Annotated in this window: 3 protein-coding genes; 1 reads left to right on the forward strand and 2 read right to left on the reverse strand. The window is 46.8% G+C overall.

Translation table 11 applies throughout. From position 1 onward, the window contains the following. Positions 1 to 31 precede the first annotated feature (31 nt). Positions 32 to 568 (reverse strand): UDP-2,3-diacylglucosamine diphosphatase, encoded by a 537-nt coding sequence (locus DEU29_RS14305; protein ID WP_133540927.1) that lies wholly within the window; start codon positions 566 to 568, stop codon positions 32 to 34. Between the two features lie 99 nt (positions 569 to 667). On the opposite strand from DEU29_RS14305, the gene DEU29_RS13665 reads away from it, so the two are divergent. Then, positions 668 to 2,362: an alkaline phosphatase D family protein gene (locus DEU29_RS13665; RefSeq protein WP_133540929.1), complete on the forward strand. Its 1,695-nt coding sequence runs from the start codon at positions 668 to 670 to the stop codon at positions 2,360 to 2,362. Between the two features lie 65 nt (positions 2,363 to 2,427). On the opposite strand, the gene DEU29_RS13670 is transcribed toward DEU29_RS13665, so the two are convergent. Next, entirely contained in the window at positions 2,428 to 4,779 is a 2,352-nt protein-coding gene (locus DEU29_RS13670; protein WP_133540931.1) for a TonB-dependent receptor, read from the reverse strand. Positions 4,780 to 5,161: the final 382 nt, after the last annotated feature.

The following is a 5,161-nucleotide window of genomic DNA, read 5'->3' on the forward strand; positions in this document are numbered from 1 at the left end:
GACCAGACTGAACGTATGCCCGTGGGCAACTCTAATGCTGATAAGACATCATAAGAGCGATATTCAACGCGACCATGCTTTTGCTCAACATGTCCCACTTTAATTGGTTATCGAATTGATCACCGTGTAGTACAAGATATTTTTTTCCCGACTTACTGATGAAATTACATTGGTTACAAAGGTTGATATTGGTTAATCCATGCTCAAATGGATAGGCTTTTAATAACGATCTCAGTCCGTCGTCGTGATTGCCGGTAACATAGTGAATTTTGGTACCTTGGCGAGCTTTTATTAGTAACGTTTTTATCACCTCGACATGACTTTCGACTAAACCAACCCCGCGTCGCTTAATTGCCCAAAAATCAACAATATCCCCGACTAAATAGATGGTTTTGCAATCGATGCTACATAGTAACTGATTAATAGACTCGGCATGGCAGGAAGATGAGCCGAGATGTAAGTCGGATAAGAATAGAGTGTTTATTCTATAAGGTCTTATAGTGTGCATCTTTTTAATCCTGAGAGATGGACAAGGATTGAGGTTAATGCAGAGCAGTGACAAAACCATTACTGTTTAGTGATGCTAAGATGACGATTAAAACCTGTCACCGCATTGTCATAGTGTCTCGCTAATCTGCTACCACGCATATGAAATGGAGAGTTTGCAATGCTTGATATCAATCGCCGACACTTTTTAAAAGTTGTTGCATCAGCAGGTGCCGCTGTTACCGTATCAACCGCGTTAGGTGGGTGCACATCGCTGATGCGTGCCGATAACGTGGATACTGTTAACTTTACTCACGGTGTTGCAAGTGGTGACCCAACCACCAACGCCATTTTGCTGTGGACCCGCGCGGAGCCTAAAAATAATACTAAACCTGTCATTACTGTGGGTTGGGAAGTGGCTCGTGACCCGAGTTTCAGCGACATTATTCGCAGCGGTACCGCAACCACTTCTGCTCGCCGCGACTATACGGTTAAGGTTGACGTGCAGCAATTACCCGCAGGCATGCCATTGTATTACCGCTTCGTTGGCCATGATCAATACTCTCCCGTAGGCGAAGGCCTTACGTTACCTAAACAAGGCGTAGAAGCCATCCGGTTAGGGGTGTTCTCTTGCGCGAACTATCCGGCAGGCTTTTTTAACCCATACCATCACGCTAGCCAAGACGACACCATCGACTTTGTAGTGCATTTAGGCGATTACATCTACGAATACGGCGCGGGTGGTTATGGCTACGACGATGCCGAGCGCATTGGCCGCACCTTTCCAGATAACAACAATAAAGAAATTATCTCACTTGAGGACTATCGTCGACGCTATGCGTTGTATCGAACGGACGGCGGATTACAAGCGTTGCATGCAGCCAAACCTTTTATCGTGGTGTGGGATGATCACGAGATCACCAACGATACCTACAAAGACGGTGCACAGAACCATCAACCCAAAACTGAAGGTGATTTTTATCAACGCCGTGCCGCAGCAATTCAAGCCTATTATGAATGGATGCCGATTCGCCCACCTCAAGGTGATGCCAGCCTCCAAATTTACCGCTCGTTTGAGCTCGGTGACCTTGCCAACCTGATCATGCTGGACACCCGCATCATTGGTCGTGATAAACAGTTAGCGTACGCGGACTTTACCGACGCGAGTACCGGCGACTTTGATAGCCAAGGTTTTCAAGCCGCCATGCAAAGTGAGCGCACTATCTTGGGTAAAAAGCAGCTGCAATGGTTGGTCGATCAACTAAGTCAGTCAGAAGCGCGCTGGCAGATCCTGGGTCAACAACTACTAATGGCACGCATGAATTTCCCTGCCGCCATTATTGGCGCTAAAGACCGATCGAGCATCGCGGACAAACTACTTAACGCTGCGCGGCTAAAACAAGCCCGTGTTAACGGACAAAAGATCAGTGAGCAACAGCAGCGCTACATTGATACCGTCTCGCCATATAACCTCGATGCGTGGGATGGTTATGCAATGGAGCGTGAAGTGTTGTTTCAACAAGTAAAACAAATGGGCAAAAAGATTGTCGTCCTGGCGGGCGATACTCATAATGCATGGCATAATCATCTCACAACCCGTACTGGTGAGTTGGTAGGTGTAGAGTTTGGCACAAGTTCAGTGTCATCGCCCGGGATGGAAACCTATCTCGGTCTTGATGACGCCACAGCAAGAAAATTGGCGACGGCATTGCCGACTGTTATTAATGATCTGCAATACTCCAACCTACACGAGCGCGGTTACATGGTCACTCATATCAGTAAAGATGCCATCGATAACGAATGGCGATTTGTTGATACCATTAAATCAAAGGATTATCAGCTCAGCGGTACACACCGAGCGCAATTCCGCGGTTAGTAACGCAGTTCAAAAAAAGCCGGTACGCGCATCCATGCACGTACCGGCCTTTTAATAAGTCACAATCACCATTCGAAGCGCTGACGGAACTCAAGGTGCACTAAACGGCTAGGTCCTGCAATAAAGGTCGGATTACCAAAGCTTCCACCGGTGTTGCCGGCATCAACAAGATACTCTTTATCGAGTAAGTTGCTGCCTTTCAGTACTAAACTCCAACCCGCCTGTTCGTCGTACAAGCCAACGCTGCCGTTTAGCAACGTAACGGCATCTTCTTTTATTGGAATACCAGCGATAGGCGCGTTCGCAGGCTCAAAGAAAATCTCAGAACGATAGGTCGCAACTAAAGAGCTACGCAACATTAAACCATTACTCACCATCGTATCGTTCATAAGACCTAAACTGGATGTCCACTCTGGTTGTAATCTAAATCGGTTGCCAGCTAATTGGCCGTTATTGGCATCGTCGTCAATCTGAGCATCTAAATAGGCAACATGGCCAAAAAGCTCAAGTTGACTCGACAAGTAGGCCGTAAACTCGGTTTCTACGCCCCAGTTAGTCGCATCACCTGCATTGTCGGTGTAAAAGTTACCGGCTTCATCCTGCAAAGTGACCTGGAAATCTGAGTAATCCTGATAAAAGACGGAAGCACTATAATTAACCGCATCCGCCCAGTTCCCTTTGATACCTGTCTCGTAGTTCCAAATTGTCTCAGCGGGGATCTCAGATGAATCGGCAACGACCTCACCCTGCTCATTGAGAGTCGAGCTCACATCAACCACAAACGAGCGCTGACCTTTAGATGCCGTAACAAACCAATTGGTATCGTCATTAAGTGAGTACAAAACATTAAGTCGTGGAAGCAACGCGTTGTCATCACCCGAGTCACTCAACACCTCTCCGTCGCTAGAAACCGTCGGTAATAATGGCTGCGTGGGCTGTCCAAGTAAGGTCAGTAATTGGCTATTGGGCATGAGGGCCGCAAAGCCGCTTTCGCGTGACTCGTCAATATATCGCAGACCACCCGAAACGGTTAGCTCGTCGCTGATGTCATAACTCACATCAAAGAAAGCCGACCAAGAACGATTATCACCCATATTGGTATAACTGCCTTGGTACGCAATTTCATTGAGTGCTCCACCCGTTAGTACAGGAGTAAGCAAATTGACGCTACCATCTTCATTAATACAGGGCAGCCCAGTACCTAACGCTCCCACACAGTTAAAGTAAATCGATTCCTCGGTGCTAAATGGCACACGCTGAGAGCCCTCTTCACTAAAATAGTTAGCGCCCCAAAGAATAAACGCGTTATCCAGCGTATGGCTAAAGCGTACTTCCTGGCTCCACTGCTCGCCTTGTGCATCTTCAGCGAACTCTAAAAACCAAGCCTGTGTCCCGTCAGCATCAAAAATTTCTAACGAATCAAATTCACGATAACCAGTGACCGATGTAAAGGAGGTGTTGTCATTTAAGCGCCAATCAACCGTTAAGTTAAAATCATCAATCGTGCGATCAAGACCCAACTTAGGCGCACCAAGTGCTTCCTCCGAGTACGGCGAACCAGTCATTTCAACAAAGCTATAAGGACTCGTATCACCACCCGTTGGCGCGTAAATACCGTTTTTAAACGAAGTACCGGTGTCATCGTTCTTTTCGTAACTATAGATAAAGTCGGCAGTGACCGCATCGCTCGGTGTATAACGTAACGAAAGACGCGCGCCCGTGCGCTCGATACCATTCATATCATCTTGCTCGGGTGCGATATTATCAATGTAACCATCACGCTCACGATAACTGAATGCCAAACGCCCTTGTAGATCATCGCCCGCTAGGTTAATAAAGCCGTCCGCACGACGCTGCGACAAGTTGCCCGCACCCAATGCCAACTCGGCATTATCAAAATCATCTGGCTTGCGGGTGATCACGCTAATGGCGCCAACCGCCGCAGCGGTGCCAAATAACGTAGCCTGAGGTCCTTTAACCACCTCGACACGCTCAATATCAAACAGCTCAAAATACGAGCCGCGCGAACGCGACACATCAACGCCGTTATAGTAAATAGAAACACGTGGAGATATTTGCGAAGACCCGCTATCGGACGTAATCCCGCGGATCACAAAGCCAGGATTGTTAGGACTTTGCTCTTGGATCACCAAACCTGGCGTCAGGTCCGAGATCATATCCAGCTCGCTCAAACCGAGCTCTTCTAAACGTTTTCCATCAAATGCAGAAATACTGGCAGGCACATCCACAATCGACTGAGAGCGCTTTTGTGCAGTCACTTCAATTCGCTCGAGTTTGTCCTCTATATCATTCTGTTGTTCTTCTTGTGCGTAACTTAACGCGGGTAACGAGACTAATATTGGCAAAGCAATAATAAGCGAGCGCATTATACGATTGCGAGTAAAAGAGCGTTTCATATCCAGCCATCCGTTATAAAAAGTTTGCGTTCACGTTAGACGGCTCACATGACGATTGATGTGATATTTTATGACAGAGTGGAGAAGTTATTGTGATTGAATTCAGTATTTAATTGGGTAAGTAGCTTATACTTCCAAAAAATGATTAGTTCCACATAGTAATATTTCTGCCATGAAGTAAGGGCATCATATAAGCGCAAATAATAATCCACTCCCTGGGATATTTGCCTTTGCCCTCAGCAATCGCTGAGGGCTTTTTTATGTGCTATTAATACAACATCACAACCCAGGGCAAGAGCGTGAACGTTTTTTAAGCATTCACGATTAAGTCCAGCACTTCTTCGCTCATGGTAGCCATCTTCTGTTTGCGATTGACGCTGGC

The sequence above is a fragment of the Idiomarina aquatica genome (genome assembly GCF_004362895.1).
Classification (GTDB): domain Bacteria; phylum Pseudomonadota; class Gammaproteobacteria; order Enterobacterales; family Alteromonadaceae; genus Idiomarina.

What these genes read in the sequence shown, in the direction of transcription:
- DEU29_RS13665 (WP_133540929.1), top strand. Translation starts at nt 668, where the DNA reads ATGCTTGATATCAATCGCCGACACTTTTTAAAAGTTGTTGCATCAGCA.
- DEU29_RS14305 (WP_133540927.1), bottom strand. Translation starts at nt 568, where the DNA reads ATGGTTTTGTCACTGCTCTGCATTAACCTCAATCCTTGTCCATCTCTC.
- DEU29_RS13670 (WP_133540931.1), bottom strand. Translation starts at nt 4,779, where the DNA reads ATGAAACGCTCTTTTACTCGCAATCGTATAATGCGCTCGCTTATTATT.